This is a genomic window from Pseudomonas syringae (genome assembly GCF_023278085.1).
Lineage (GTDB): Bacteria > Pseudomonadota > Gammaproteobacteria > Pseudomonadales > Pseudomonadaceae > Aquipseudomonas > Aquipseudomonas syringae_Q.
Map to the genome: position 1 here is coordinate 1547208 of NZ_CP066265.1, position 25331 is coordinate 1572538.

At 56.7% G+C, this 25331-nt stretch carries 21 protein-coding genes, 3 tRNA genes and 2 pseudogenes; 10 read left to right on the plus strand and 16 right to left on the minus strand.

Translation table 11 applies throughout. The annotated features are described in order from the left end of the window. The first annotated feature begins 90 nt into the window (after positions 1-90). Positions 91-167, plus strand: a tRNA-Arg gene (locus I9H07_RS07060). Between the two features lie 88 nt (positions 168-255). Further along, a tRNA-Arg gene (locus tag I9H07_RS07065) sits at positions 256-332 on the plus strand. A 43-nt stretch (positions 333-375) separates the two neighbouring features. Here the strand turns inward: I9H07_RS07065 and I9H07_RS07070 are convergent. Beyond that, positions 376-867 (minus strand): hypothetical protein, encoded by a 492-nt coding sequence (locus I9H07_RS07070; RefSeq protein ID WP_058824989.1) that lies wholly within the window; start codon positions 865-867, stop codon positions 376-378. A gap of 311 nt (positions 868-1178) precedes the next feature. Between I9H07_RS07070 and mgtE the strand changes: the two genes are divergently transcribed. Further along, positions 1179-2639: a magnesium transporter gene (mgtE, locus tag I9H07_RS07075; protein ID WP_248957210.1), complete on the plus strand. Its 1461-nt coding sequence runs from the start codon at positions 1179-1181 to the stop codon at positions 2637-2639. A gap of 163 nt (positions 2640-2802) precedes the next feature. Here the strand turns inward: mgtE and I9H07_RS07080 are convergent, their stop codons facing one another. The 3 genes from I9H07_RS07080 to I9H07_RS07090 all read right to left on the minus strand — a co-directional run bounded on the left by I9H07_RS07080 (position 2803) and on the right by I9H07_RS07090 (position 4034). Then, entirely contained in the window at positions 2803-3126 is a 324-nt protein-coding gene (locus I9H07_RS07080) for an Arc family DNA-binding protein (RefSeq protein ID WP_024646043.1), read from the minus strand. Positions 3127-3561: 435 nt separating this feature from the next. Continuing rightward, a complete protein-coding gene (locus I9H07_RS07085; RefSeq protein ID WP_024675293.1) occupies positions 3562-3747 on the minus strand; it encodes a PA3371 family protein in 186 nt (61 codons plus the stop codon). Positions 3748-3794: 47 nt separating this feature from the next. Continuing rightward, on the minus strand, positions 3795-4034 hold the full coding sequence (locus I9H07_RS07090) for a hypothetical protein (protein ID WP_024675292.1): 240 nt from the start codon (positions 4032-4034) through the stop codon (positions 3795-3797). A 316-nt stretch (positions 4035-4350) separates the two neighbouring features. On the opposite strand from I9H07_RS07090, the gene I9H07_RS07095 reads away from it, so the two are divergent. Further along, a tRNA-Arg gene (locus I9H07_RS07095) sits at positions 4351-4427 on the plus strand. Between the two features lie 148 nt (positions 4428-4575). Next, positions 4576-5688 carry an SEC-C domain-containing protein gene (locus tag I9H07_RS07100; RefSeq protein ID WP_236424187.1) on the plus strand — a complete coding sequence of 371 codons (1113 nt, stop codon included), beginning with the start codon at positions 4576-4578 and terminating at the stop codon, positions 5686-5688. A 246-nt stretch (positions 5689-5934) separates the two neighbouring features. On the opposite strand, the gene I9H07_RS07105 is transcribed toward I9H07_RS07100, so the two are convergent. From I9H07_RS07105 to I9H07_RS07115, 3 genes are all read right to left on the minus strand, one after another. Further along, positions 5935-6474, minus strand: a complete 540-nt coding sequence (locus tag I9H07_RS07105; RefSeq protein WP_236424185.1) for a UDP-N-acetylglucosamine acyltransferase — start codon at positions 6472-6474, stop codon at positions 5935-5937. 499 nt (positions 6475-6973) lie between these two features. Further along, positions 6974-8056, minus strand: coding sequence for an alpha/beta fold hydrolase (locus I9H07_RS07110; RefSeq protein WP_236424183.1), 1083 nt, complete (start codon positions 8054-8056; stop codon positions 6974-6976). Positions 8057-8475: 419 nt separating this feature from the next. Beyond that, complete coding sequence (locus I9H07_RS07115; RefSeq protein ID WP_236426401.1) at positions 8476-10890, minus strand: DUF3772 domain-containing protein; 2415 nt, start codon at positions 10888-10890, stop codon at positions 8476-8478. Between the two features lie 337 nt (positions 10891-11227). Here I9H07_RS07115 and I9H07_RS07120 point away from each other — a divergent pair, with 337 nt between their 5' ends. Next, entirely contained in the window at positions 11228-11929 is a 702-nt protein-coding gene (locus I9H07_RS07120; protein WP_236424180.1) for a glutathione S-transferase family protein, read from the plus strand. Positions 11930-12157: 228 nt separating this feature from the next. Beyond that, positions 12158-12720, plus strand: a pseudogene (locus I9H07_RS07125) (TetR/AcrR family transcriptional regulator). A gap of 45 nt (positions 12721-12765) precedes the next feature. Here I9H07_RS07125 and I9H07_RS07130 read toward each other — a convergent pair. The 5 genes and pseudogenes from I9H07_RS07130 to I9H07_RS07150 form a co-directional block, all read right to left on the minus strand. Continuing rightward, complete coding sequence (locus I9H07_RS07130) at positions 12766-13578, minus strand: oxidoreductase (protein ID WP_236424177.1); 813 nt, start codon at positions 13576-13578, stop codon at positions 12766-12768. 117 nt (positions 13579-13695) lie between these two features. After that, complete coding sequence (locus I9H07_RS07135) at positions 13696-14697, minus strand: NADP-dependent oxidoreductase (protein ID WP_236424175.1); 1002 nt, start codon at positions 14695-14697, stop codon at positions 13696-13698. Between the two features lie 77 nt (positions 14698-14774). Then, complete coding sequence (locus tag I9H07_RS07140; RefSeq protein WP_058824982.1) at positions 14775-15563, minus strand: SDR family NAD(P)-dependent oxidoreductase; 789 nt, start codon at positions 15561-15563, stop codon at positions 14775-14777. A gap of 47 nt (positions 15564-15610) precedes the next feature. Beyond that, positions 15611-16695 (minus strand): annotated as a pseudogene (locus I9H07_RS07145) (alkene reductase). 252 nt (positions 16696-16947) lie between these two features. Next, entirely contained in the window at positions 16948-17544 is a 597-nt protein-coding gene (locus I9H07_RS07150) for a TetR/AcrR family transcriptional regulator (protein WP_024675279.1), read from the minus strand. Positions 17545-17659: 115 nt separating this feature from the next. Here I9H07_RS07150 and I9H07_RS07155 point away from each other — a divergent pair, with 115 nt between their 5' ends. Both I9H07_RS07155 and I9H07_RS07160 read left to right on the plus strand, forming a co-directional pair. Further along, entirely contained in the window at positions 17660-18526 is an 867-nt protein-coding gene (locus I9H07_RS07155) for an alpha/beta hydrolase (protein ID WP_236424172.1), read from the plus strand. A 202-nt stretch (positions 18527-18728) separates the two neighbouring features. Then, a complete protein-coding gene (locus tag I9H07_RS07160; RefSeq protein WP_058824978.1) occupies positions 18729-19100 on the plus strand; it encodes a hypothetical protein in 372 nt (123 codons plus the stop codon). A 24-nt stretch (positions 19101-19124) separates the two neighbouring features. Here I9H07_RS07160 and I9H07_RS07165 read toward each other — a convergent pair whose 3' ends face one another. The 4 genes from I9H07_RS07165 to I9H07_RS07180 all read right to left on the minus strand — a co-directional run bounded on the left by I9H07_RS07165 (position 19125) and on the right by I9H07_RS07180 (position 24258). Further along, positions 19125-19919 carry an NYN domain-containing protein gene (locus I9H07_RS07165; protein ID WP_024675276.1) on the minus strand — a complete coding sequence of 265 codons (795 nt, stop codon included), beginning with the start codon at positions 19917-19919 and terminating at the stop codon, positions 19125-19127. Between the two features lie 99 nt (positions 19920-20018). Beyond that, complete coding sequence (locus I9H07_RS07170) at positions 20019-20342, minus strand: hypothetical protein (protein ID WP_236424170.1); 324 nt, start codon at positions 20340-20342, stop codon at positions 20019-20021. Positions 20343-20353: 11 nt separating this feature from the next. Beyond that, a complete protein-coding gene (locus tag I9H07_RS07175; RefSeq protein WP_236424168.1) occupies positions 20354-22435 on the minus strand; it encodes a hybrid sensor histidine kinase/response regulator in 2082 nt (693 codons plus the stop codon). Between the two features lie 371 nt (positions 22436-22806). Then, positions 22807-24258, minus strand: a complete 1452-nt coding sequence (locus I9H07_RS07180) for an NCS1 family nucleobase:cation symporter-1 (RefSeq protein WP_024675273.1) — start codon at positions 24256-24258, stop codon at positions 22807-22809. Positions 24259-24604: 346 nt separating this feature from the next. Between I9H07_RS07180 and I9H07_RS07185 the strand changes: the two genes are divergently transcribed. Continuing rightward, positions 24605-25324, plus strand: a complete 720-nt coding sequence (locus I9H07_RS07185; RefSeq protein WP_024675272.1) for a GntR family transcriptional regulator — start codon at positions 24605-24607, stop codon at positions 25322-25324. The last annotated feature ends 7 nt before the right edge of the window (positions 25325-25331 follow it).

Consider the following 25331-nt stretch of genomic DNA (forward strand, 5'->3'; position numbering starts at 1 on the left):
GATTGGGCTTGTTCTGTAAGTTGTTGAATTTACTAGAAAAAGTGCTTGACTAAACAGTCTGACGACCTATAATGCGCGGCACCAACACATGCACTCGTAGCTCAGCTGGATAGAGTACTCGGCTACGAACCGAGCGGTCACAGGTTCGAATCCTGTCGAGTGCACCATTTGAAGGTTGGTTGAAACACAGTAAGCAATTACCGGGTTTCGGACAACTGGCAATAACCAGAGGTGATCTGGTCTAAAAACACCAATGCACTCGTAGCTCAGCTGGATAGAGTACTCGGCTACGAACCGAGCGGTCACAGGTTCGAATCCTGTCGAGTGCACCATACACCGAAAAGCCCACATCGAAAGATGTGGGCTTTTTGCTTTCTAGCGTTTTCCTTTAACGCATCCGTCTTCATCAAATGTCACGCTGTTGCTGCGGCCTTTTTTCTGCGCGTACTCATAGCGTAATTCGCCATTGCGATTGGTGATCTTGTCCGGGCGGCCCAGCAGGCTTTCCACATCACGTTTTGTCATGCCTGGAGGCGTACGCTGGTTGATGATCGCAGCTCGTCGCTGTTCTGCGCTGAGGCGATTGCCACAGCCGTCGTCGCGGGTGCCGACTACCACTAATTCCTTGGGAGAGACTTTTCTCCTGTCGGCCTCTCGATAGTTTGCAGGCGGAAGCAATTCGATGCTGGTTCCGGGTGGCGCATTGAAGGCCCTTTGTAGCTGAGTGCTGTGGCCTTCGGGGCAGCCCAGGGTGGTGAAAGTGACTTTCCCTGCTGCATCCTCGCAGCGTTGCACGGTGCTGGCCATGGCGTGAACGGGCAGGTAGAGCAGGGGGCCGAGCAGGGATAAATGAATGATGAAACGCATGATCAAGTCCTCCATGACGGGGTGTCGTGAAAGCCTAACTGCGGTCTTTTCCGTGGGCGAGCGTGTTTTCTTGGCGGGATGTGACGTCGAACCTTTACCGGTTCACTTAACCTTACAGCTTTGCGCCGCAAACGATTGTTATAAGCTGAATTTCTCGCGTGCGCTTCGCCCAAAGCGGTGTATCATTGCGCCCGTCAGCCCCGCCGGGGCTTATGGAAAACCTCCATGGACTTACCCAGTCGTTACTCAATAGTTTTTTTTGACAATCATGAATTAACTGATTGATCTCCCGGCGTGCTCCGCTGCTGGGAGTGGAGTTCGCCTATGACCGAAAGAGAAGAGAAGTAAAAAAAACGCAGGAAAGCTTGCAGGATCGCCTGGCTCAGGTCGTCGATCTGCTGCAGCGCCAGCGTATTGTTGAAGACCTGACTCATCGTCAGGAAGGTCAGCATCAGGACCGGGTAGAAAACCTGGTTCATCGGCAGAACCTCGTTGAATTGCAGCGCAAGCTCGACGACCTCCACTCTGCCGACGTCGCTTACATCCTTGAAGCCCTCCCTCTGGAAGACCGTCTGACTGTCTGGCAACTGGTCCAGGCCGATCGCGATGGCGATATTCTTCTCGAAGTATCCGATTCCGTTCGTGAAACCCTGATCGCCGACATGGACGATCATGAGTTGCTTGCGGCGGCACGGGACATGGACGCCGACGAACTGGCCGACCTTGCTCCCGAATTGCCCCGCGATGTCGTTCATGAGCTGATGGAGGCGCTGGATTCACAGCAGCGAGAGCGCGTTCGATCTGCCTTGTCCTACGACGAGGATCAGGTGGGTGCGCTGATGGACTTCGAGATGGTGACCATCCGTGAGGACGTCAGCCTTGAAGTGGTATTGCGTTACCTGCGCAGGCTCAAAGAGCTGCCCGGCCATACCGACAAACTGTTCGTGGTCGATTCCGAAGGCGTGCTCAAGGGCGTGCTGCCCATCAAGCGTCTGCTGGTCAATGACCCGGAGAAGCAGGTTGGCGAAGTCATGGCCAACGACCCGGTCAGCTTTCATCCTGAAGACGACGCCTATGACGCCGCTCAGGCTTTCGAGCGTTACGACCTCATTTCCACGCCGGTTGTGGACAAGAACGGCAAGCTGATCGGTCGACTGACCATCGATGAAATGGTCGACCTGATTCGTGAAGAGAGTGAAAACGAAGTTCTCAACATGGCCGGTCTGCGCGAAGAAGAAGACATCTTCGCCTCGGTATGGCGCTCGCTGCGCAACCGCTGGGCCTGGCTGGCAGTCAACCTGGTAACAGCGTTCCTCGCGTCGCGTGTCATCGGCCTGTTCGAGGGCTCGATCGAGAAGCTGGTGGCGCTCGCTGCGCTGATGCCGATTGTTGCTGGCATTGGCGGTAACTCTGGCAACCAGACCATCACCATGATCGTTCGCGCCATGGCGCTGGATCAGGTCAATACCGGCAACACCTCGCGATTGTTGCGTAAAGAGCTGGCGGTAGGACTGATCAACGGCTTGATCTGGGGTGGGGTGATAGGTGTCGTCGCGTACCTGCTGTATGGCAGTTGGTCGCTGGGTGTGGTGATGACTGCGGCAATGACGCTCAACCTGCTGCTGGCTGCGCTGATGGGGGTTTCCATCCCTATGCTGCTGGCGCGCCTGGGGCGAGACCCGGCGATGGGTGCTAGCGTGATGATCACTGCAGTGACAGACAGTGGGGGGTTCTTCATCTTCCTCGGCCTGGCGACCATCTTTCTGCTCTAGGTCTGCCAAGCGCTGTGACTATAAAAACCGCCGTAATGGCGGTTTTTTATTGATGAATGATTTTTCATCTTTCTTCAGGCAGTGACTCAACTCACAACAACGTTAAAACGTACCCCATAAAAAAAGGCCAGCTTGCGCTGGCCTTGGTCTTTTACGCTAACTTTCAGTCTTCGGAAGCCATTTCCGTGTCTTGAGCAATCAGCGAAACAAGAGCGTTCTGTTGACGATGTGACAGGTGACGAAAACGTTGCAGCAGCTCGCGTTCATTCAGAGACAGCTCAGGGCTATCAAGACGCAGGTTTGGCTCATCGCCAAGTGCGCCTTCCTGGGTCAGACTCTGCTCGAGACGAGCAATAATCTCCGAATTCATGCTGCGGTGATGATTCTTGGCTACTTCTTGCACGCGGTTACGCATGCCGTCTGGTAGGCGAACGACGAACTTGTCAGCCGTGCGGCTGGAATAGATAGCCTGTTTCATAGGGCTCATATATTTAACCGGTTAGTTCAGGGGGAGCGGTTCTAGCAAGTGGCCGCAAGATTGTAATTCTCAGACAGTCGTTTTGGCCAAATGTTCAACCGCGAATCCAAGAGCCGACATAATGCCGTAATCCGTCGAGTCCTTGGCGTCAATTCTGTGACAAATATTGACTCAGGTGGAGGCTATTTGCCAGCACCAATTGTCAGAAATGCGACCCGCTTTGCAATAAACCCTCCTGCCCAGCGATTGAGGACGAATGGCTGCAATGCAGGCCTTATGCCGTCATGGCTATATGAGTCCAAGCTTAGGTGGTAATTCAACGCAAAGAGGTGCGAGCCGACCAGCGTGAGCATGGCAGGTGATGGAGACAGTAGAGGGGGGGGGAAACTGACAAGCGGGTCTAGAGGAGCGTCGTCAAACGCCGAAGCGGTGCATCGGCCTGATTCAGCGCAACACCGGATCAAACTTGAAGCGGCGGCCGAAGAACAGGGCAACGACAAAAAGGCTGGCGAATACACCGGCAGCAATATTGGCAGCGATGCTCATGGCGGACGCCTGCAGAGGCAGCAGAAGATCAACGGCAACGGCCATGACTGTCAGAACAAGAAATGACAACGCGGATTTTGACATGGCAGCTTTCTTCTCTCTCGATTTGATAAAGGTCAGGCAAAACGGTCTCAAAAAACCCAGCGCTGCTCGGCACGCGGTGCCTGCATATCGGATGCGTCTTCAGTGGCCAGTATCGCCGCGCTCGCGCTGCGATCAGTCATCACGGCCAGCTTAGGCGCCTGGCTGATGTGATGCTGCACAGGAGCCTGGACACTCACCTGCGCGCTCTGCGCACCGGAATCCTGGAAATGAAACGCCACCAGAGCCACCAGAGCTGCCGCATTCAACGCTGAGAGAGTCTTGTTCATTTTCCAGTACCTGTGCCCGACCGTTTGGGATGAGATGTGTTCACTGGTATCGGTAATGCAGTCTGCATGCCAATGATAAATTGGAAAAAATATCTTATAAATCAATGGCTTGGTAATAGAAAAAAAGAGGGTGTCAGTGCGTTTTGCAATGATGGCTTTTTGGAGTATTGCAAATTGCATGATGGGTTCATCGAGCGGCGTATTTCAGCGACATCGGCTACAGCGCTGGAGGGCAATGACAACATGACAAGAGCGGCGCATCTCGCTAAGATGCACGCCGTCCTCGCTGGCACCAATCGGTGTGTCGGCACGCAGTGTCTCAGTAGCTCAATTGGATAGAGCATCCCCCTCCTAAGGGGAAGGTTGCAGGTTCGAACCCCGCCTGGGACACCATATGAATCAAGGTTTTCAAGACGTCAGCCGAAATTGTCATGCGCTTTATGACAGCAGGGTTGCAGAAACAGGCACAGAAAGCCCCGCTAGGAAATAATCCTGTGGGGCTTTTTTCGTAATGATTCTAGCTGCCAAGCAAGGAGGCTTTATGAAGTACGGTAGAAACGAGCAATGCTTTTGTGGGTCAGGAAAAAAATATAAGCATTGCCACTTAGCGCGTGAGCAACAGCCACGTGTGAATCCGTGGGATGTCAGCGCAGCGACTCGAAAAGACTTCTCTGTGAAGCTGTGCTCTGCTCCAGATGCAATGTTAGGTAGCTGCTCCGACAAGATCGTGGCTGCTCATACGGTTCCTAAATCCGGGAGTTTGAACAAAATTGCTCGGAAGGGGCACGTCCTAGCATTCGTACCATCTTTTGAAAATCTGAATAAACACAATGGGATGCTTTTCCCTGAACTCGTCGGGGTGGGCAAAGCATCTACATTCTCTGGATTCTGCTCCGTACACGATGACGGGTTGTTCGCTCCTGTCGAGAAGGAGATATTCACGGGAAGTCAGAAGCAATGCTTCTTGCTGGCGTATCGTGCGTACGCTAGAGAGATTTATACAAAGCGAGCGGCGGCGGAGACAGCTAAGTTGCATAAGGATTTGGATCGAGGTAGATCTCAAGATATGCAGGTCTCTATTCAAATGTTTAGCTTCACCCACGGTCTTGGGATGGATGCCGCCCTGAGAGACATCAATCATCACAAGCCGCGTTTTGAGGCTCCTCTTTTGAATGATGACTACTCTTCAGTCCGATCCTACATTGTCGAGATCGAAGGCCCTCCACCGGTGATGTGCAGCGGTTCGTTTGCTCCTGAATACGACTTCGATAAGACCCAGCTGCAGGATATGGTGGACATCACCGTAACCCCTCATATGCTTAGCGTCACTTCTTTCTACGGCGGGACGAGTGGTCAAATCGTCTTAACGTGGCTGTCGGAGGATGATCCAGTCTGCATTCCCGTGATTGAAAGTCTGGAGCGTATAAGCGACCACGATCTATCGTCGAGGATGGTCGCCTTTCTATTTGAAAATTTTGAGAATGTGCATATTTCGCCAGATTGGTGGGACGCAATAGGCAAAGAGGCGCAAACCGCCCTTGTTAACCGGATGATGGGTGATATGGGGACTATGTTCGGTGTGCCTCGCTGTAAGAAGCTGAAGTGTGAGGTCCCTCCGTGGTCGGTAATTAGTCGGCGCCGCGTGGGGTGCTGACATTTGAAGCCCGCGAATAATCGTCAACTCATATCCCTGATTCTTAGTTCACCCTGCTGGGAGTGAGCGATTCGTTCGCCCCGATCTGTTCCAATCCCTACTGAGGGCTTGACCCCGAAGCCAGATGTGAGCAGTTCTACACACACCTCAAAGTGAACCAGGATCACTTTCACGATGTGCTCGCAAAAGGGCTCGATCTCAAATCGCACCCTCAGCCCAAGTAGATACCGAAAAAGCTTCCGTCACCTACAACTTCACCGCCGACAATGACTGAAGGAACTCAGAGATATTTGCCTGCACAGACCGGTTAAGCGATTCCTTGAGGCGCGTTCTGCCTGAGAACGCATATTCAGAAGTAACCGTACCTTGGGTATAGATTTCCTTTTCGAACAAGGTCTTGCCGGTCCGGCGACTCACAATGGTGTAGCGAGCTCTAGCGGGTGTGACCATCGTAAGGCCCCCTCCAAGCGGAGGGGCAAGCTCTAGTACCTTTACAAAGATGTTCACCTTTTCATAAGAATCGTCGGTGAACACTCTACTTTTGTCGATCGCCTCAGCCAGAGATTTCTCCCACAACATAGGGTAGCCACCACCGTAGCTCGGGATATTGCCCTTGATCTCGTTGGGAAGGCCATAGGACACGGATATGGACTTGAGCTCAATTGCTTGTCTAGCCGCAGCCTGCTGGACATCTGGCACCGAGAAGTTGATTGGGGGTTCGGGTGTAGATACGCAGCCCGTTACTAACCCACTAAGCGCCAAGAGCAATGCAACGTTTTTGAGCATATCGATCTCCCTATCGGAAAGGTGGCTATGTGCCTCTAGGTGAGCTTTATACCGCTACCTTGAGTTCATGCCAAGTCTATGCGCCATTGGGTAATTATTTTGCATCTCTCTATTGCTTGACTATGAGCATTTAGATGTTTCACTCCATCGTAACTAGTAACGCGGAGGGAAGACCGAATACGAAGCCAAGCCACAACGTACCGCAGCAGCCAGGCAGCATGATTACAAAGAGCGTCAGCGGGCCGCAGGTTACAAGCTCACGGCTCTGTGGGTTCACACGGAAACAGAGGAGTAAAGCAAGCAGCGCGAGGGTGCAATTCGGCATCAGCGCAAACAGGCTCGTTCTAAGCTACCCCATATCCATCATCCTCAAACCTGACTTCCTTTCCTCCAGCAGCTTCGCGGTTGCCTGAGTATCGTACGTCAGAACCTTTTGGCCCATATCAGCCTGAGCCGATTGCCCATACTAAGGACAACGAGTTGAAGTAGGTTCAGTGCGTTACAGATCAGCGGGTCTCGCCTTTCCAGTCTCCCTCATGAACCGCCCCAGTTCCTTGCTATAAAACTTCGCCATGCTCGTGGTGCCGTGGCCACGGGTGTCGGCGCTGGCGGGGATAAGTAATAGTCGTGCGCGCTTGAGCTCTTTCATCGACGCTTCCAGCCGTCCTGTTTCCGGTGGGTAGCGCTCATCGTCGGCCGAGTTGATGACCAGCACCGGAGCCTGAATTTTTTTCAGGCCGGGGGCTGCGTTGTAGTCGGCGGAAGATTGCCATTGGTAGATGAAGTCGTTGGCGTCGGCGGTTTGTACAGCGCTAAGGCGCTCATCCACCAGTTTGTCAGCCTGGGCATGGGTCGGGGCGGCCGCCTGATACGCCAGGGTACCGCCACTGGTAGCGACGCTGAACATCGCATTGGCCAAGCGTAGGGACGGCGGTTGCTCGCTGTAGTTACCCTTGTTCCAGGCCGGGTCTTGCTTGATTGACTCCACCAGCAAGCGACGCATCATCCAGTTGCGGGATGACATTTCGGTGGGTTGGGACGCCATGGGCACCAGTGCGTCCATCATCTGCGGCCAGGTCTGGCCCCACATCCAGGTTTGCATGCCGCCCATGGAGTTGCCGATGATCAGCCTCAGGTGCTTGACCCCCAGGCCTTCGGTGACCAGCCGATACTGGGCTTGAACCAGGTCGGTGTAGTTGTACGCCGGAAACCGAGTGCGCAAGCCGTCCGAGGGTTTGCTGGACTGGCCCACGCCAATGCCATCGGTGGAAATGATGTAGTACTTGCTTGCATCCAGCGGTTGACCGGGGCCGAACAGCTCCCCGCCAAAATCCTTGCTCAGCATATCGCTGCCTGGCCGGTAGGTGCCGTGCAGGTAGAGGATGGCGGGATTCTTGGGATCGCCAAGGGTGATGTAGTGCAGTTTGAGGTTGGCGAGTTGTTCACCGGTATGAAAGGTGAACTGCGGGGCAATCCAGTCGCCCTCTGTCGCGGCGGGTAACGGCGCGGCGCTGACGGCGGGGCCGAGCAAGGCTAGAGAAAACAACAGCCCGATCGCGGGACGTGAAATGAATCTATGCATGGCTATGTCCTATTGTTTTTGTTTTTAGGAGCCCCTGCGCACCCATGCCTGCAGGGGATCGATCACTTGGCGCGCCTTCCGGTCGCTGCGCCTTGGGTCGGAGCCACCGTGGCGCAAAGTGTCGGGTGTACATAAGGGGGGAGGGTTATTCCCATCCTGTTTTGTATTTTTGTCAGGGCGTCATGGTGTTGGAGAGATAATCCTCCAATGACCAGATCATGTTAAGTTAATTTTTATCTAACATTATTTAACAAGATGGCGCCGCTAGACCTTGAAAAAATGGAGGCCGCTTTGAGGGGGGCGTGACTGCCTCAAGCCGGGCAGTCCAGTGGTTACGACCTATATGAGTCTGGAGAAGAAGCCACTTGGGCAGCGCAGTGCCTGCCGTTGGGCAAGCACCAGAACCACCCACTCCCGCCCTAAGGCGTCACCGACTCGTCCGTAGCCTCTTTTCCAGGCCCCTCATTGATCAGCACCATGCTTTGCGGTGCAGACAGCGCTATGCCCAGCTCTCGCAGACGCCCCAGCACGGTGAACAACAGGTCGCTCCGTGCGCCACCCACCGAGCGTGGGCTGTTCACGTAACCACTGGCGCTGATAATCACACCGGTGTTGGTCAGGTCCTTGAAGGTGACTGACGGCGCTGGCGCGTCAAGTATCGCTTCATGCTCGGTAAAGGCTTGCAGCAGCAGTTCGCGTATTTGCAGAACATCTGTTTCCAGGGGCAGGGTCAGAGTGATTCCGACCACCCCCAACGCATTGCCCATGGTGACGTTACGCACGTTCTGCGTGATGAACTGCGAGTTCGGCACGATCACCGTCGAGCGGTCGGACATCTGGATTTCTGTTGCCCGTACGTTGATTCGGCGAATATCGCCTTCGACCCCCGCCAGGCTCACCCAGTCGCCGACTTTGACCGGACGTTCGGTCAGCAGAATCAGGCCGGAGATGAAGTTCTGCACGATGGCTTGCAGGCCGAAACCGATCCCCACCGACAGCGCACTGACCACCCAGGTCAAATTGGTGAGGCTGATGTTCAGCGTGGACATCACCACGGCCACCACCAGCACAAAGCCGATGTAACCGATCAAGGTCACCAGCGAGGCCTGCATCCCCTCGTCCATGTTGGTTTCGGGCAGCAGGCGTTCCCCAAACCACTCCTTGAGTACACGCACGCTTAGCAGGCCGACGACCAGGCAAATCAATGCCACCAGAATGTCGCGGGGGACGATGTTCAGGTTGCCCAGGGATTTGGACGTGACGTCCATCTGAGCAAAACTGGCGAGCAGCTCGCCCGGACTGGAGCCTGAGGGCAGGAAAACCAGCAACACGGCGGTCAGCAGGAGCAGGGTACGGCCTATGCCTGCCAGTACGGTACTTGCCTGGGCCTGATGGCGGGTGGACAAGCCCAACGCCGAACCGAGCGCCATCCCGCCCGGTTGTTTGGGCGACAGGAGGGTTTCGCAGATGTCGCCGAAGCAGGCAATCAACAGGTACGCCGTGGACGCCACCACGCTCACCCAGAGCAGTTTCACTGCGAGAAAGTAAGCCAGCGTCAGGTAGCCGCTCAACAACGCCAGCAAACTCAGGCCGACCCACACCGCAACGATAAACGGGATCAGACCGGCGAAACCTGCTGGCCGCTCCAGCGCAAAGCGTCGGCGGGTTCGGCGGTAGCGCAACAGGGCGTAGAAAAACACCAGCGAAACCGCCAGTGCCGTCAGGCCATTGACCGCCACTGTCAGTGCCAGGCTGCTGGCAATCACGCTGTTGATTCGCTCCTGCGTGCCGATGATCATGAGTGCCAGCGCCAGGATCGCCGGGAAGCGGCCCATGGCCGTGGCGATTTCGTCAGGAATTTTTGGCAGGCGCCATGAGGCGTGCGACAACATCAACAGCGCTCGGCCCAGACCAAGAATGAAGGCGCAAAAGGTGATCAGCGTCTGTACCTGATCAAGCAGGTTGACCACGTCGTTACTGAGTACTGCATTGCTCACGATTCCCCAGCGCAGCAAGGAAGTGGCAATGGTGATGGTAAGAATGGTCGAAAGCCCGACTGCCAGGGCCAGCGCACTGCGGCGCAGGCGGCCTTCGGGCAACCAGCGAATCATCGCCCAGATCAGCAGGCGCTCCAGCAAGCGCCGGACAACCACCCATATGAACAACGCGCCCAGCACCACGCTGATGAATTGCACACGGTTGCCCGGTGCCAGCGCGCTGTCGAATACCTGACGGACGTCCACCAGAAGCCTGTTCAGGCGTCCCAGGTCGTCGTCGGTAGGGCGAATCAGGGTGGACCAGAACGCCGAGCTGAGTGGGCTCGCCGTCCGGGTGCTGATCTGGGAATCGAACAGGCTGCGGCGCAGGCTGAAGATCTGTGTAGCCAGATCCCGGGCTGACTGGCTTAGCGTATTGGTCTCACGTTCATCACTGACCAGCGCGTTTTTCTGAGTGGTCAACGTCTTGCGCTGACTGGTCAGACTTGGCGCCTCGTCAGGCTGCACGGGGCCGAGGATGTTGAGCTGATCGTCCAGGTGTTCGATGTCGACAGCTTGCTGGGCGATCAGATTGTCGGCTTGCTTCTGGACCTGCAAAGCGGCCTGCCGAAGGCTCGACAGCAAGTCATCATTGGCGTTGACCGTTACCTTTTGCCGGATCTGGTCGAGCTGCTTATTCAAGTCATCCAGGCTCGGAGCCTCCACTGCCGGGGCTGCACTGCTGGAGCTGTCGGCTTGTGGGGCGGGTATGTTCTGTGCCAAGGCAGGCAAGGTCACGCACAGCAGAAGCAAGGCGAGCAACCCGGTACGAAAACGGTTCAGCGAAGCGTGCTGCATTCTTTTTCCTTCTTTCTCTGCGCTATGCGGCCTGGTAAGGCCTGTGGTTCGAGCCTGGGTCTTGTCTGTTTTGAGCGGCGCTCAACGGCCCTTTGAGTCCGGCGGACAGGATATCAAGGCGCTCACGTTTGAGCGCGGTCAATGCGGGCCAATCCATGCCTGAAGCCTGCATTGTCAGCAGAATATTCTGTGGTTGCCAGGCTTCTTGATCAGCGAGTCATAAAGCCCTACCTAACAAATGTTAGGTAGGGCGTTGACTTGGCGCAGAAGCACCGTTAAGGTATGGCTACCTAACGATAGTTAGGTAGGTTTTTTACCCTACCTCACAGGCCTGATCATGACTTCTAAATTGCAATTATTCACATCCCCCTCGGCGTTTCCGAATCCTCAACGCCTGCGTTTGTTCATCCACGAAAAAGGCATTGCCGATCGGTTCGACGAAACCATTTATGACATGAGTCCCGGCGGAGAGCAGCGTGGCTGGCGTCACCTGAATATGAACCCCTGGGGTGAGACGCCAACCCTCGAACTGGCAGACGGCAGCTACATTTCCGAGACCGCCGCCATCGTTCGTTATCTGGATCAGTCGTATCCGGGGCGCAAGATCATGGGTGAGGGGGCACTGGAGCAAGGTCTCGACAACATGTGGGATAACCGGATCTGGGTGCATATCCTCTATCGGATCGTCACGGCATTTCATGTGCTGCACACCGGGCTCGGTTTCAAACTTGAAATGACCAAGAACGAAGCATGGGGTGAGCACTGCCGCAAAGAGGCGCTGGCACACGCGGCCTTGGTCAATCGTCATCTGTCCGACGGCCGCGAATGGCTGCTTGGCGGCGATGCGCCTACGTTTGCGGATATCACCCTCGCCACCGCGATTGCCTTCTCCAAGTTCCCGGTCAATGCCACGCCGCTGGATGAGCGTTTCGAGTTCCTGGACACGTACTGGAAACGCTGGCAGCAACGCCCAAGCTTCAAGGCCGCCTATGCTGATCGCAGCAGTGGCATTCCTGAATTGGACTCGCCCTCCGAGTGACTGCTGTGCAGTGCGCAGGTAACTGTCGGGACCGTCGTTGTCTGGCGTTCTCGACGCTAGCCCTTCACTGTTGGGAGATACGAATGATGGCTTTCCAGCGCTTGTTTATCTCATTCACAGCGGATGGCTTCTCCGGGCATCACCGCACGGTTCTGCCTGACAAACGTCAGGCTTTTGAATTAGCATGAGCCGCTCTCCAGAACACGCATCCGAAGCACAAGGCACTAGATGACCATCAACGCCCGCGAGGCCATTCTGCTTGCCGCGAGAAACATCGCCCAGTCTCAGGGTTACAACGGCCTTAACTTTCGCGATCTGGCCGCTCAGGTCGGAATCAAGCCTGCCAGTATTTACTACCACTTCCCGAGCAAGGCCGATCTGGGTGTCGCAGTTGCCAGGCGATATTGGGAGGACGGTGCTGCTGCGCTCGAGACTATCGCTGAGGAAACACCCGACGCCATCGAAGCATTGCACCGTTTTCCGGAAATTTTCCGGCGCTCGCTGGAGGCCGAAAACCGTCTTTGTCTGGGCAGTTTTGTTGGGGCTGAAACCGACAATTTGCCAACCGAGATGACGCGGGAAATTCAGATGTTTGCCCAGGTCAATATTGACTGGCTGAGCAAGCTTCTGGTGGCCGCGAACGTGTGCCGGCCAGCGGACAGCGAGGTACGGGCGCAGGCTATTTTTTCGGCGGTAGCGGGCGCTCAACTGATTGCCAGAAGCCGGTCGGACATTACCTTTTTGACACGTTGATCGACGCCTATCGTGCCTGCGGACCGTTACCCGCATAGGTGAGGTGGCTGCTGATCGGCGTTGCTCACCCCAGCCTAGGTCATTCAAACCGGCAAGCGAAACTGCTTGCGCAAGCTCTTGTCGAACACGCCCGCGGGCGCAAAGCGGCGCAGTATGCTGATTTGTCGCGCTGCCTTGCCGGCAGTGTATCGATGCCTAGGGCAGGCATCGTTCGCCGCTTTCAGCACTACAGCAGCCACAACTTCTGGCAGGTCGGCTTTTGGCATTACATCGGCCAGCAGTGCCCTGAACCCTGCTCGGGCTTCATCGTATTCTTTCGACAGCGAATCCGGCTCGATACCGTTTTGATCGAAGACGGTACGTACAAACCCCGGCGCTACGACCGAAACACGAACACCGAAGGCGCGCACTTCGTGATCGAGCGATTCCGAATAGCCTTCCAGGGCATGTTTGACCGCCGAATAATGAGCAGAGTAGGGGGCGGGTATCAATCCCAGAATCGATCCGATGTTGATGATGCGCCCCTGGCCACGTTGCCGCATCGTCGGCAGTACCGCATTGGTCATGCGGATAACGCCGAACAGGTTGACATCGAACAGTGCCTGCACCTGCGGGATCGAAAACTCTTCGGCACCGCCCAGCAGACCGATGCCGGCATTGTTGACCAACAGGTCGATCCGTCCTGTTTGCGCAAGTACAGCGGATACCAGAGAACTGACAGATTCATCATTCGTTACGTCGCAGGTAAGCATTGAGACCTGCGATGGGCTGAGGCCTATTTTGCGGCTTGTGCCAAATACCGTATAACCCGCTCGCGAAAGTAACTCGGCAGTCGCACGACCGATGCCCGAGGATGCGCCGGTAACGATGGCGGTTCTTTCGGAAGATGTATTCATGTGTGACTCCAATGCTCAAACGGCTGGATATAAATGACTTGAGGAGGTTGATAGTCGAACAGGTCGTGCATTAAAAAGTGCAAGCAATGGCGTTAGTCGAGTGTCTGTCGTCAACACTCACCTGATCTGTATAACAACCTTGCCTTTGGCGCGACCCTGACCCAAATACTCAAGTCCTTCCCTGGCCTGTTCAAACGGAAACACCCTGTCGATCACTGGCTTGATCTGACCGTTTTCCAGCAGTTCGCCAATTTTCCCAAGCTGAGTTCCACTCGCGCGAACAAACAGAAATGAGTAAGCCACTTTATTCTTTCTCGCCAGCCGCATGATCTTGCGACTCATCAAGCCAAAGACCAATGTGAAGAAGAAGTTCATCTGCCGGGCTCGAGCGAAGGCTTTATCCAGCGGGCCGACGAGGGATACGATGTTGCCTCCCGGTTTAAGGATGCCTACCGCTTTTTCAAGCGTGTCGCCTCGGGTGGTGCCAAGCACTACGTCATAACCGTGCAGCACCTGCTCGAATTTCTGTTTTTTATAGTCCACTATCTGGTCTGCGCCCAGGCTGCGAACCAGCGGGATATTTCCGGTGCTGGTGGTCGTGGCCACGTTGGCACCGAGGTGTTTTGCCAGCTGAATAGCGAAAGTGCCGATGCCTCCCGACCCTGCTGGTATGAATACGTTCTGACCAGGTTGAAGGTTGGCGCGCTCTTTCAAGGCTTGCCACGAGGTAAGCCCCACCATCGGAATGGACGCTGCTTGTACGAAGTCGAGGTTGGCCGGTTTCAGTGCAGCAGCGTGTTCCGGTACCGCGGCGAGCTCAGCGATGGCGCCGCGGCCAAGGTCAAAAAGGCTTGCGAATACGGCGTCGCCTACCTTGAAACGAGTCACTGCGTTGCCAACCTGTATAACGACGCCCGCCAGGTCGCTGCCCATCGTGGCCGGTAGCTGCAACTTCAAGACTGGCTTGAAGGTGCCTGTGGTGATCATGTTGTCGATGGGGTTCAAGCCGGCGGCGTGAACTTCCACCAACAGTTCGTCAGGTTTGATAACCGGGCGAGGAACATGGGTAATCGCGATTTCAGGCGACTTGCCATAGTTTTCGAATGTCAGTGCTTTCATGGTGTTCTCATTTCAATGTCGCCTGACTTCAGGAGCGCCGGTATCCATGGCTGGGCAGTCGAATGCGTTACGTCGTCTCACGTTTGTGGCTGATAGCGCTCTGCGGCCTGAGCCTGTCGAATGTCTGACAGTAAGCCCTGACGCGCCTCATCCAGCGCATCCCAGCGAGCCGCGACGTGCAGTGGCGGGATGGTCACTGGTTCTCGACGATCAAAGCCAATCAGCGCTGCATCGACCAGTTCTTCGACGTCCATCACCTCGGAAAGGGTCTTGAGATCGATCCCGGCGCGCTCCCAGATTTCGGTGCGAGTGGCCGCAGGTAAAACTGCCTGGACGTACACGCCCTTGGGCGACAATTCCAGATGCATGCCTTGAGACAGGAACAGCACGAATGCCTTGGTGGCGCCATAAACAGTCATGCCGAACTCAGGCGCAAAGCCCACCACCGAGCCGAGGTTGACGATCGAGCCTGTACCCGACTGCGCAAAGCGCTGGGCCACCGCTGCGGCGAGGCGCGTCAGGGCGACGATGTTCAGCGCGGTCAGCGTGTCGATGGCCTCGGCGCTCTGTTGAACGAAGGCTCCGGATTGCGCCATACCGGCGTTATTGATCAGAACGCCGATGCGGGCGTCTTCACGCAGGCGGGCTTCGACTGCCGTCAGATCGGCAGGGTGGGTCAGGTCAGCCTGAAGTACCTCGACGGCGACGTTGCTTTCTTCACGCAGGCGCGCTGCCAGGGCATCGAGGCGTGCCTTGTCCCGAGCGACAAGCACCAGATTATGACCACGGCGGGCAAACCGTTCGGCATAAACGGCACCGATACCGCTGGAAGCACCCGTGATGAGCACAGTGGGAAACGTTGTCATGGGGATGTCCTTGAAAAGTAGGTCGAGGGCAGGGCGGATAACGGATTTCAGCCGTTAAGTGTCGGGTAGTCGGTGTAGCCTTTGGCTCCGCCGCCATAGAGCGTTGCCTGGTTGAGCGGCGCCAGCGGGGCGCCGGTTTTCAAGCGTTCGATCAAGTCAGGGTTACTGATGAACGGACGGCCGAAAGCGATCAGGTCTGCTTCGTTCGCATTGATGCGGGCAGCGGCGAGTGCGAGGTCGTAGCCGTTGTTGGCCAGGTAGGTCTGCTTGAAACGCTGGCGCAGCGCGTCGTAATCGAATGGCGCAATATCACGCGGGCCGCCGGTGGCGCCTTCCACCACACATGAATAAAGGCAATACCCAGTTCACTGAGCTGCTCGGCGATGTAGTCGAATTGCGGTTGTGGATCGCTGCTGGAAACGCCGTTGGCAGGCGAAACCGGCGAGATCCGCACGCCAGTGCGGTGCGCACCGATTTCCCTGGTCACGGCGGCAGTGACTTCCAGCAGCAGGCGGGCGCGATTTTCTATCGATCCGCCATAGGCATCGGTACGCAGGTTGGCGTTGTCCTTGATGAACTGATCAAGCAGATACCCGTTGGCGCCGTGAATTTCCACACCGTCGAAACCGGCGGCAATGGCGTTGGCCGCAGCCTGGCGAAAGTCGTTCACGATGCCAGGCAATTCTTCCAGCTCCAGCGCGCGGGGCTCGGACACATCGGCAAAACCGTTGTTGACGAACGTTTTTGTCTGCGCCCGGATGGCTGAAGGTGCGACTGGCGCTGCGCCGTCCGGTTGCAAGTCAACATGGGACACCCGGCCCACATGCCAAAGCTGGACAAAAATGCGTCCGCCTTCGGCATGCACGGCATTCGTGACGTTGCGCCAGCCAGCGATCTGCTCCGGTGTGTACAGCCCCGGAGTGTCCTGATAACCCTGCGCCTGGGCGGAGATTTGCGTCGCCTCGGTGATGATCAGCCCGGCAGAGGCGCGTTGTGCGTAGTAGGTCGTCGTCAGGTCCGTAGGCACCAGACCAGCGCCTGCACGGTTACGAGTGAGGGGCGCCATGACGATACGATTTGCGAGCGTCAAGTGACCTAATTGGCTGGGTTCGAAAAGCGCTTTCTCGGACATGTGTTCAGCTTCCGGGTTGTGGATGGCGCTTATGATTACGATCAAAATCTAAAATGTCAATTTATTGATGTTGATCGACATCAAAGTGATCGATGCCAGTCGTGATCAGCTTTCCGGTGATGAGGTGAAGCGTGTCATCAGAAAAACGCGGACCAATAGCGCACACGCCGTCGCAAGCGCTTTATGGGAAGCGCGGTCACGACGGCCTTTGTGTCTCGATCTGGCGGAGGGAGGTGCGCCGGTTTTCGGGCCTTATGGCGTCAGCACAAAACTGGTCATCAACTGGAATATCGACTCGGCGGAGGGAATAGGCGGTTGATCGGTCTTTCTGTCGATCGTCAGTGAGGCATATCCGTGCGCAGTGCTCCAGGCGAGGAAGGTACGTTGTTGAAGCACTGCCGGATCGGGTTCGCTGCCGTATTTCTCTATCCAGGCGTTGCGTATCGACTGGCTGAGTACTTGCAGCGCCCGTTGACCCGACTCGAGTAGCCTGGGCAACGTGCGATTGACGCCTGAGCCGAACATCAGGCGGAAGTGCTCCGGGTAACTTTTAGCGAAATTGACATAGCCGATGCCGCAGCCGAGCAGCGTGTCGTCCAGCTCCTGTTGCGCGGCAAGAATGGTATCGGCCATGCGCTCGTAACCATCGGCCACCACTTCCGCCAGCAGGTTTTCCAGCGAACCGAAATGGTGAGCGGGGGCGGCGTGAGAAACATTCGCCCGTCTGGCGCACTCGCGTAGCGACATACCGCGCACGCCCACTTCGCCGACGATATCCCAGGCGGCCTGGCGCAGGGCGGCTGGCAGATTGCCGTGGTGGTAAGCCCGTGGCGTGTCTGACGTCGACATGTGACGCTCCCTATCATGAAATAAAAGTTATATGCGCGTCGGCCCGCCATCTTGTCAGTGACAAGATTGGCTGTTTTAATGGCGCCAGGTCATGTGACTGGCGCGGGGAATACCGATGAGCAAAATCATCAACAGGCTTCGGCTATTGACCCTACGGGGCATCTTCACGCTGGCCAGCCGCATTGTACCGGGCATGACCGGAAGATATCTCGCTCGACGTTTCATTACGCCGCAGGCTGCTGAACGTGCCAAGGCCGCAGCCCTTCTGAGCGCAGCGCCGGATGTGCAGACGAGCACCCTCGATCTGGAAGGAATCAGGATATCTACCTACGTGTGGGGAGACCCGTCGAGCCAACCCTACGTGTTGCTGGCTCACGGCTGGTCCAGTTATGCAATGCGGTTCATTGCATGGGTGCCGTTGTTGCGTTCAATGGGTTATGCGGTGGTGGGTTTCGATCAGCCCGCACATGGGTTGAGCGCCGGCAAGATCAGCCACATGACCCAGTTTGTCGACGTGCAGCAGCGCGTAGGGCGTCATTTTGGCAAGGCTGCGGCGGTGATTGCGCATTCATTGGGCGCTTCCTCTATCGTCTTCGCCCAGGAAGAACACTGGCGTCCCGAGCGTTTCGTGTTGATCGCGCCGTTTCTGGCACCTACTGACAGCGTGCTGCAACTGTTCGATGCAGTCGGTGTTTCACATAAGGTGTTCGCTCCCTTCGAAGGCGTCTTGCATTCGCTGACCGGCCGCCGTTTTGCGGACTACGACGCGAGTACGCGCCTGCCGTTGCTTGATCGTCCTGCCCTGATTATTCATGACCGGCGTGATCGCGAAACTCCGTGGGAGAAGGGCGCCCGATTTGCAGCGCTGTGGCCGGGAGCGCGTCTGTTTACGACTGACGGATTGGGGCACAACCGACTGATTGATCACCCTTCGGTTATTGCTGAAGTGATGAAGTTTCTGAAACCGGACGATCATCAATAACAGCCGGCCGCGTAATAACGTTAATAGTGTTCCCCAGGCAATTCCGATGTAAGGCGTCTACACCCAGCGTTATAAAATCCGTGCTTGCCAACTGGATCTGGCTCGTTGAATTGTAAGATGGGTACGGGGACCAGTTGCGTTTCCGATCATCACGCGCTGTGCTTCATCTAAAGACCTCTGACCGGTATGTCAGGGCCTTTGGATGTTGGAGGCTGCTGTGGATTTTAATCATTTCTCCAATGAACTGGCCGTACTGGAAATTGTGCGCAGCTCTAACTTCATTCGCCCCCGAAAGTTGACGTCTGGCCAACTGTACATGGCATTGATACGTCTTCAGTCTGATGTTCCGTCCATCGAAAGTTTTATGGCGATGATTGATGAGTTAGTGAAAGAGGGGCTGTTGATATCAGCGACAGTGCTGGATCATGACGCCTCTTTTCCCTATACCCAGCACATCATTCTCGGCCTCACCGAAATAGGTGAGGCCGCACTGGAAGAAAGCAGCGCTCAGGCTGATCACTTTTTACCTGTGATCGGCGAGCCCTCTTTCAACCAGAACGTCATCAAACCTTGATGCGATCCTTGTTTATGAAAAACATCACTTCCCTTGCACCTTATGCCGCGCATACAGCACCGCCGTTCCACTTGAGCCCGGTCTGGCCTGCAATTCGAATGCATGTGGGTAGCCCTTGATCAAGTCGCTCAGCTTCTTGTAACCATGGGTGCGAGGGTCAAATTCAGGGCGCAGCTTGGTGATGTTCGCGCCAATGGCGCCCAGGTGTACCCAGCCGTCTTCATCCGCAATATCGTCCATTATCTTTGCGATAAAGCTCACCGGTGCCTTGGGCTTCTTGCTCGGCTCGGTAGCCACGGATTTCACGTTGCCCGGTGTTGCAGTTGCATCCGGTGTGGAATCTGCGCTGGCCGGAGCCGTGATCTCTTCACGAAGCAGTTCGATGTAGATGAACTTGTCGCAAGCGGCCACGAACGGCCGAGGTGTTTTTTCTTCGCCAAAGCCATAAACAGTCAGGCCCTCTTCACGCAAGCGCGACGCCAGGCGGGTGAAGTCGCTGTCGCTGGAAACCAGGCAAAAACCGTCGAAGCGGCGGGTGTAGAGCAGGTCCATCGCGTCAATGATCAATGAACTGTCGGTCGCGTTCTTGCCCTTGGTGTAGGCGAACTGCTGAATGGGCTGGATGGAATAGTCGAGCAGCACTTTCTTCCAGCCGCCGAGTTGCGGGCCGGTCCAATCCCCATAAATGCGTTTGACGCTGGCGACGCCATACTTGGCGATCTCTTCAAAGAGTCCGTCGACGATGGCGGCGGGCGCGTTATCGGCGTCGATCAGTACGGCGAGGTGCTTTTGCGAACTGTTGGGGTTTTGAATGGCCATGGATAACCCTCGTGCGAAAGCATCACCATACCTTCAAACGAGAGACTATGGCTGTTCGCTGACGTCTGTCTGAACCGGCTTGCTGCCAGGAGGCCGGTTTCAGGCCTGATCGATAGTCAGCCCTTCGTACCACTCGGCATACGGCGTGTTCTCGACCTTATACCGATTGAAGTCCGCTGCGCCATCCGTCCACCAGACCTGTCCGCGCTCCCCAAGCGCGACCTTGGCCTTATCGACACTGTTGCGAGCCTTCTTCAATGCTTCGGCATCTCCTGATGCCTTGGCCGCTTTTACTTGCCGACGCGCAGCCATCAGCTCATCCACCCACTGTTGATGGACATCTTCGCCCAGGGATGGATTGGAACACCGCCACAGCTGCCCTTTGACCACAAAATATCGGCCGTCGGGTGTGCTCGGGTTCATGTGGCTAGCGCTCAGCGCGCATAACTGCGGGTCATCGCGTCCGTGGCGCCAATCAGCCCGGTCACTCGCCCGACCAGTGTGTCCAGCCCGAAGGGTTTGGTCAGCACCTGGGTGCAAGGGCGCAGGTGACAACCGTCGAGTACTGAGGTCTTGGCGTAGCCGGTGATGAACAGTGTGGGCAGGCCGGGGCGATATTCGCAGGCGGCATCGGCCATTTCCCGGCCGTTCATGCCACCTGGCAAGCCTATGTCACTGATGAGCAGGTCGATACGAGCGTCCGACTTGAGAATCTGCAAGCCAGACTGGGCATCAGCGGCTTCGAGGCAGGTGTAGCCAAGGCCGGTGATCACTTCGGTAACCAGCATGCGCACGGACGGTTCGTCGTCCACGACCAGCACGGTTTCGCCCGCGCGATCGGCATGCGCTTCCACCGTCGCCGGCTCGGCCTCGCGAGGCGTGAGCGCGGACATGTGGCGCGGCAGGTGCATCACGACGCTGGTGCCTTTGCCTGCCACGGATTCCACCTTGATTTGCCCACCGGACTGGCGCACGAAACCGTAGACCATCGAAAGCCCCAGGCCAGTGCCTGCACCAATAGGTTTGGTGGTGAAGAACGGTTCGAAGGCCTTTGCAACCACTTCCGGGCTCATGCCACTGCCGGTGTCAGTGACGCGAATGCTCAAGTGTTCGCCTGCGGGGATGCCATGGTCCGGGTCGATGGATTCATCCAGTGAAACGTTTGCGGTCTCGATGACGATGCGACCACCGTTCGGCATGGCGTCGCGTGCGTTCAGGCACAGGTTCAATAGCGAGCTTTCCAGTTGCGCATGATCAATCAGCGCAGGCCACACGTCATCCTGGGCGATGACCTGGATGTCTATCTCCGGGCCTACTGTGCGCGTGATCAGCTCCTCCATGTCCCTGATCAGCGCATTGACATCGGTCACTTTCGGCGACAGCGTCTGACGCCGCGAAAAGGCCAGCAAACGGTGAGTCAGCGAGGCAGCGCGACGCACTGCGCTCTGCGCCACCGAAACATACCGGTCAACGTCGCCAACGCGCCCTTGGGAGAGTCGTCTGGTAATCAGTTCCAGGCTGCCCGAGATGCCGGCCAGCAGGTTGTTGAAGTCATGAGCGATGCCGCCCGTCAGTTGTCCGACGGCGTCCATTTTCTGTGAGTGGCGCAAGGCATCTTCAACCTGCTCGCGCTCCAGCACGGCCTGTTCGATGCGCTGCTCCAGCGTCTGATTGAGATCCCGGACCGCCTCTTCGGCTTTTTTCCTGGCTGTGACGTCGATAGACGAGCCAATCACGCCGATCACGTTGCCGCTGTTATCAACCATCGGGGCTTTGGTGGATAACCAGATAGCGGCGGAACCGTCAGGAAGATTGACATGTTCTTCAATCTGTTCGCTGACGTTGTTGCGCATGATCCGGCGGTCAGTCTCCATGAGAATGCGCGCCTGATCCTTGTCATCAAGAAATTCCAGATCGGTCTTGCCGATAAAAAACTCGGGCGGCTTGCCGACCAGTTCGGCGGTGCCCCGGTTCGCTACCAGCATCCTGCCTTCGAGATCCTTGGCGTAGACGACCCCTGGAACCGCCGAAGTGAATATACGCAGCAGTTCATTAAGCCGGTCTCGCTCAACCTCGGCCGCGCGGCGGCTGTCGATATCCAGCAATATGCCCGGGCTGCGAACCGGCTTGCCGTCGATGTCGCGCTCGATCCGTCCGCTGGCTTCAACCCAGCGATAAACGCCGTCCTGATGCAGCACCCGGTATTCGTGTCGATATGTGTCGCCGCTGAACAAGGCGCCTTCGATGGCCTTATGGACGTTGACCACATCGTCAGGGTGAACGGAAGCGGTTACGGTCTTCAAAGGCAGCCCTTTAGCGCACAGCTTCGGGCACAAGCCAAAGGTCCGGGCAAATCGTTCATCGCCCGTCAGGCTGTCAGCAACAATGTCCCACACCCAAGTGCCGACCACTGCGCCCGAATCCAGCGCAAGTTGCAGCCGCTCGGCAGCTTCCTGTGCCGAGGTAACGGGTAATTGGGGGGCGAACGATCTGCCGCCGGAAACATCATTGCTCATCACTATCAACCCACTTGAACGCCTGGTTCGCAAAGCCACATCCATAGGGCAGCGCGGCGGCCTGAAAGTTGTACAAAATTTATTCTATTTTGTGCGCCTATCCGTACAAGCAGTCAGTGACACTTGATCATTCAATGGCTTCCGACTATGCGTGATATTAAATTAATATCAAGTTGAGTGCGCAGCAATTTACGCGAGGCAGGCGGGAGGCGCGTTTCAGAGCATTCCAGGATCGTCGAACCGGAGAGCAAAACGCTTATGACGATTCGAAGAGGCGGGCGCAGCGGTGTATATCGAAGAGGGTCTTGTCTGCGGATTTACAGCGTCCGGTGCCGATAAGCCGATCGGTTATCGGCACCTGACGTTGTTGCTCAGCTCTGGCCGACAGGCGCTAGCCTGTTCGCAGCCTGCTCCGGCGACCAGCGTGTCAGCGCATAAAACACTGCGCCGCCGAGGATACAGCCGGTAAACCAGGCGAAGTTGGCGATCGGCTTGAACCATTCGATGAAGGTAAAGCACAGACCGACCAGCGCGGTCAGCAGCAAGGCGGCGACTGCTGTCCAGTTCACGCCGTTGGTGTACCAGTAGCGGCCGCTTGGCGTGTCATTGAACAAGGCGTCGACATCGATCTGCTGTTTCTTGATCAGGTAGTAATCCACCAGCAGGATGCCGAACAGCGGGCCGATGCAGGCAGCGAGCACGTCCAGGGTGTAGTGGATCACTTCAGGGTTGTTGAACAGGTTCCATGGCGTGATGAAGATCGAAGCCACGGCGGCGATCATGCCACCTGCGCGCCAACTGATGCGGCTGGGTGCCACATTGGCGAAGTCGAAGGCCGGGGAGACGAAGTTGGCAACGATGTTGATGCCCACGGTGGCGGTGACGAAGGTAAACGCGCCCAGCAGCACGGCGGTGGTGTTGTCGATACGCGCCACGGTGGCGATGGGGTCGTGGATCATCTCGCCGAAGATTGGCAGGGTGCCGGACACAATCACCACTGTCACCAGTGAGAACGCCAGAAAATTCACCGGCAAGCCCCAGAAGTTGCCACGGCGCACGTCTGCCATGCTGCGGCAGTAACGGCTGAAATCACCGAAATTCAGGGTTGGCCCGGAGAAGTACGAAACCACCAGCGCGATGGCCATCACCACCTGGCCGAACGCAGCCCAGCCGGACAGCTCTTTTTCAGCCAGGGTAAAGCTGATGTTGTCCCAACCGGCGCGCCACACGATCCAGCCCGCCAGCGTAAACATCACGGCGTACACCGCAGGCCCGGCCCAGTCGATGAAACGTCGGATCGACTCCATGCCGGTCCAGAAAACAGCGGCCTGCACCACCCATAAGGTCAGAAAGCCGAACCAGCCGAGCCAGGACAGTCCGAAAAAAGTCATGTTCTGGTAGGCCGCCAGTTCGGGGAAGAAGCGCAGCACAACAATGACCAGTGCGCTGGAGGCCAGATACGTCTGAATGCCGTACCAGGCCACCGCGATCAGGCCACGAATGATCGCGGGGATGTTGGCGCCGAATACGCCGAAGGCAAGACGGCAAATGACCGGGTAAGGAACAGCGGCTTGCTGGCTGGGTTTGGCGACCAGATTGGCAATCACCTGAATGATGCCGATACCGACCAGCAGCGCGATCAACACCTGCCAGCTGGCCAGCCCCAGTGCAAACAGACTGGCGGCGAACACATAGCCGCCAACGCTGTGTACGTCACTCATCCAGAACGCCAGGATGTTGTACCAGGTCCACTTCTGCGGCACCGGCCCCAGATCGTGGTTGTGCAGGCGCGGGCTGTATCCGGCCGGGCGTTGATCTGTCATTGCGTAACTCCCTTGTTGCGTGGGCTCATTGCATGGGATGAGATCAGGGTACGATCGCTGATATTTTTGTATACGATCGTGTACGCAAAAGCTGTGCCACAGGATTTTAATCGGGTCTGAAGTTGACGTAGACGTTATGAGAGGGCGATCTCACGAGAAAAAGCTGGCGTGTCGGACAGGTTCAGCGTGTCGCTGAAATTGCACGCAAACAGGGCGCTTTTGCTCAGTTACGGTGCGCAAGCACGTGGCCGGCGTCGAGTGTTTCGTTTAGATAGCACTACTCATCCAGCGCCACATCGGGCACTATTCTTGTATACGATCCGTACCGATCAAGTGATCTGAAATCATGACTCGACCTGCCAGCGCTCCTTTGTTCCTGACACCTGCGGCCGATGAAAAAGGCCGCGATGAACAGATTTATCAGCACGTTCTTGAGGCGATCGTCGAGCATCGCCTGGCACCGGGCACACGTCTGCCCGAGGATGCACTGGCCGAAGTGTTCGAGGTCAGCCGGACCGGCATCCGCAAGGTGTTGCAGCGCTTGGCGCTGGAGCGCCTGGTGACCTTGCGCCCCAAGCGTGGCGCGGAAGTTGCGCAGCCTTCGGCGCAGGAGGCGCAGGATGTTCTGGGTGCCAGGCAATTGATCGAACCGGCGCTGATGGCCGACATTGCTGCGCGTGTCGCAGGGCAGCGGCTGGAGGCGTTACGCCTGCTTTGCGATCAGGAACACGCGGCGCAGCACGCCGGGCGTCATAGCGAAGCCATCCAGTTGTCGGCGCGCTTTCATGTGCAGTTGTGTGCGCTGGCGGGCAATCAGGTATTGACCGAGCAGGTGGCGCAGCTCACCACGCGTTCATCATTGATCGTTGCGGTTTACGGCTCGCGGCGCAGCGTGGGTTGCGATTGTGGTCAGCACGTCGATCTGCTGACATTGCTCGAAGCCGGGCAGGGCGCACAGGCGCGTGAGTGGATGACCGAACATTTGCGGCGCATTCGCGCCAGTCTGAACGTGGACGAGCCGGTCAATCAGACAGTCGATTTTCACAGCATTTTCAAGCAGCGCTGAAGGAGTT

What these genes read in the sequence shown, in the direction of transcription:
- I9H07_RS07070 (WP_058824989.1), bottom strand. Translation starts at nt 867, where the DNA reads ATGCGTTTCATCATTCATTTATCCCTGCTCGGCCCCCTGCTCTACCTG.
- I9H07_RS07080 (WP_024646043.1), bottom strand. Translation starts at nt 3,126, where the DNA reads ATGAGCCCTATGAAACAGGCTATCTATTCCAGCCGCACGGCTGACAAG.
- I9H07_RS07085 (WP_024675293.1), bottom strand. Translation starts at nt 3,747, where the DNA reads ATGTCAAAATCCGCGTTGTCATTTCTTGTTCTGACAGTCATGGCCGTT.
- I9H07_RS07090 (WP_024675292.1), bottom strand. Translation starts at nt 4,034, where the DNA reads ATGAACAAGACTCTCTCAGCGTTGAATGCGGCAGCTCTGGTGGCTCTG.
- I9H07_RS07100 (WP_236424187.1), top strand. Translation starts at nt 4,576, where the DNA reads ATGAAGTACGGTAGAAACGAGCAATGCTTTTGTGGGTCAGGAAAAAAA.
- I9H07_RS07105 (WP_236424185.1), bottom strand. Translation starts at nt 6,474, where the DNA reads ATGCTCAAAAACGTTGCATTGCTCTTGGCGCTTAGTGGGTTAGTAACG.
- I9H07_RS07110 (WP_236424183.1), bottom strand. Translation starts at nt 8,056, where the DNA reads ATGCATAGATTCATTTCACGTCCCGCGATCGGGCTGTTGTTTTCTCTA.
- I9H07_RS07115 (WP_236426401.1), bottom strand. Translation starts at nt 10,890, where the DNA reads ATGCAGCACGCTTCGCTGAACCGTTTTCGTACCGGGTTGCTCGCCTTG.
- I9H07_RS07120 (WP_236424180.1), top strand. Translation starts at nt 11,228, where the DNA reads ATGACTTCTAAATTGCAATTATTCACATCCCCCTCGGCGTTTCCGAAT.
- I9H07_RS07130 (WP_236424177.1), bottom strand. Translation starts at nt 13,578, where the DNA reads ATGAATACATCTTCCGAAAGAACCGCCATCGTTACCGGCGCATCCTCG.
- I9H07_RS07135 (WP_236424175.1), bottom strand. Translation starts at nt 14,697, where the DNA reads ATGAAAGCACTGACATTCGAAAACTATGGCAAGTCGCCTGAAATCGCG.
- I9H07_RS07140 (WP_058824982.1), bottom strand. Translation starts at nt 15,563, where the DNA reads ATGACAACGTTTCCCACTGTGCTCATCACGGGTGCTTCCAGCGGTATC.
- I9H07_RS07150 (WP_024675279.1), bottom strand. Translation starts at nt 17,544, where the DNA reads ATGTCGACGTCAGACACGCCACGGGCTTACCACCACGGCAATCTGCCA.
- I9H07_RS07155 (WP_236424172.1), top strand. Translation starts at nt 17,660, where the DNA reads ATGAGCAAAATCATCAACAGGCTTCGGCTATTGACCCTACGGGGCATC.
- I9H07_RS07160 (WP_058824978.1), top strand. Translation starts at nt 18,729, where the DNA reads ATGTTGGAGGCTGCTGTGGATTTTAATCATTTCTCCAATGAACTGGCC.
- I9H07_RS07165 (WP_024675276.1), bottom strand. Translation starts at nt 19,919, where the DNA reads ATGGCCATTCAAAACCCCAACAGTTCGCAAAAGCACCTCGCCGTACTG.
- I9H07_RS07170 (WP_236424170.1), bottom strand. Translation starts at nt 20,342, where the DNA reads ATGAACCCGAGCACACCCGACGGCCGATATTTTGTGGTCAAAGGGCAG.
- I9H07_RS07175 (WP_236424168.1), bottom strand. Translation starts at nt 22,435, where the DNA reads ATGAGCAATGATGTTTCCGGCGGCAGATCGTTCGCCCCCCAATTACCC.
- I9H07_RS07180 (WP_024675273.1), bottom strand. Translation starts at nt 24,258, where the DNA reads ATGACAGATCAACGCCCGGCCGGATACAGCCCGCGCCTGCACAACCAC.
- I9H07_RS07185 (WP_024675272.1), top strand. Translation starts at nt 24,605, where the DNA reads ATGACTCGACCTGCCAGCGCTCCTTTGTTCCTGACACCTGCGGCCGAT.